This is a genomic window from Streptomyces sp. SBT349 (genome assembly GCF_001083795.1).
In the GTDB taxonomy this organism is placed as follows: Bacteria; Actinomycetota; Actinomycetes; order Streptomycetales; family Streptomycetaceae; genus Streptomyces.
On record NZ_LAVK01000604.1, the window covers coordinates 1 to 2,101 of the forward strand.

2 protein-coding genes are annotated in these 2,101 nt (G+C 72.3%); one reads left to right on the top strand and one right to left on the bottom strand.

Features of this window, described 5'->3' with window-relative positions; genetic code table 11:
- The first annotated feature begins 174 nt into the window (after positions 1-174).
- Complete coding sequence (locus tag ADY01_RS35105; protein WP_049580892.1) at positions 175-1,230, top strand: LacI family DNA-binding transcriptional regulator; 1,056 nt, start codon at positions 175-177, stop codon at positions 1,228-1,230.
- 13 nt (positions 1,231-1,243) lie between these two features.
- Here the strand turns inward: ADY01_RS35105 and ADY01_RS35110 are convergent, their stop codons facing one another.
- Positions 1,244-1,987, bottom strand: a complete 744-nt coding sequence (locus ADY01_RS35110) for an oxygenase MpaB family protein (protein WP_053171558.1) — start codon at positions 1,985-1,987, stop codon at positions 1,244-1,246.
- Between the last annotated feature and the right edge of the window lie 114 nt (positions 1,988-2,101).

Sequence of the window (2,101 nt, forward strand, 5' to 3'; positions counted from 1 at the left end):
GTGTGGGGGTGTGAGGGTGTGAGGGGGGACGGGCCGCCCCCGGTCGAAAATTTCGTTCATTTCTCCCATAGTTCGGAGTGACGGGACTGTAGAAAGGGCTTGCGAGGCCGTCAAGTCCCCTGTCGCTACCGCCTGATCGGGATCGAAAAATTCGAAGCGGCTAGACTTTCCGTTATGCCTTCGACAGACCCGCGCGCCCCCGGCGGCGGTGCGCCGACCCGGCCGCTGACCAGCGCGCAGATCGCCGCGCACGCGGGAGTCTCCCTGGCGACGGTCTCCAAGGTGGTCAACGGGCGCGAGGACGTCGCGCCCCGGACCCGCGCCCTCATCGAGGACATCATCCGCAGGCACGGGCACCGGCGGCAGAAGCGGGCCGCCCGGCCGGCCGCCGTGCTGGAGCTCGTCTTCCGCCAGATCCGGGACTCCTACCACATCGAGATCATCAAGGGCGTCCAGTACGTGGCGCGCGAACACCGGCTGGCGGTGGTGCTGTCCGAGTTGCAGGGCCGCCAGACGCCGGGTCACGGCTGGGTCGAGGACGTCCTCTATCGCCGCCCGACCGGCATCATCGAGGTGTACTCCGTCCTCACCGACACCCAGAGCGGCCAACTGCGCAGCCGCGGCATCCCCTTCGTCCTCGTCGACCCCAACGGGGAACCGGCCCACGCGTCCCCTTCGGTCGGCGCGAGCAACTGGAACGGCGGGCTCTCGGCCACCCGGCACCTCCTCCAGCTCGGGCACCGGCGCATCGCCGTCATCACCGGGCCCGAACACGCCCTCGCCAGCCGGGCGCGGGTCGACGGCTACCGGACCGCGATGGAGACCGCGGGCGTTCCCGTGGATCCGGCGCTCGTCCGCCTCGGCGACTACCGGGCGGAGGAGGGCCTCAGGAACGCGCGGGAGCTGCTGCGCCTCCCCGATCCGCCGACCGCCGTCTTCGCCTGCAACGACGCACTGGCGCTCGGCGTGTACCGGGCGGCCGCCGAGGCCGGGATGCGCATCCCGGCGGACCTGAGCGTCGTCGGCTTCGACGACCTTCGTCCGGCGCAGTGGACCGTCCCGCCGCTGACCACGGTCCGCCAGCCGCTCACCGAGATGGCCGCCACCGCCACGACCATGGTGGTCAAGCTGGCCCGGGGCGAACCGCTGGCCCAGACCCGCGTGGAGCTCGCCACCGAACTCGTCGTCCGGGACAGCACCGCTCCCCCTCGCCCCGAGGGCGCCTCCTGACGGGCGATGCCGATCACGTGCGGGAGGGCGGGAGCGGGGGAACGCCTCCGGACGACGCGCGCCCGCGGGTCCGCACGGCCAGGGCGAACCGCACGAGCCGCCGCACCGCCCGCGGCGCGGGTGCGGCGCCGAACGCCGCGAGCAGCCGCTCGTCGAACAGCGCGTTCACCGCGGGACGCGCCACCGGAGCGAGCAGGCGCGGCAGCCGGGACGCCAGGACGCCCCGGGTGGCGTCCATCAGCGCCCTGCCCTCCGGCGTGACCGCGAAGGAACGCCGTTCGAAGGCGTCCATCCACGCGGCCAGGGCGGCGAAGGAGCCGGGCACCCCGCGGATCCCCATCCGGTCGGCCAGCCCGGCGTAGAAGCGGTGGGCGGCCTCCCGTTCGCACGGGGTCGTCGCGCGCCGGCCGAAGGCGTCGATGTGCCGCAGCGGAGAGACGCAGAACGCCGCCAGCACGTAGACGAACTCCTCCTGCCCCACCGGAAGGTGGGCGTGCAGACCGTTCAGCGCCTCCACCGCGCGACGCCCCTCCGGCGCCCGCGGACCGTGCTCGATCAGGGTGTACATCAGCACGCCGGTGGCCTTCGCCCGCTCCACCGGGCGGCCGGTCATCTTGCCGGTGCCGACCAGTACCTCGGCGATGCCCGGCACGGCGAAGGTCCGGTAGAAGCCGAGGTTCAGGCCCATGCGCAGCTCGTCGGGGAAGACCTCGACCGCCAGGCGCCGGTAGACGGCGTGGGCCCGTTCCTCGTCCATGGTTTCCCCCCGCCTCCGTGCTGTCAATGATTTCTTGACAAGCCTCTGACTGTCAAGGAATTCTTGACACATGGACCCCGAAGCGGAGTCACACCCCCGCCCCTCCTTCCGCTC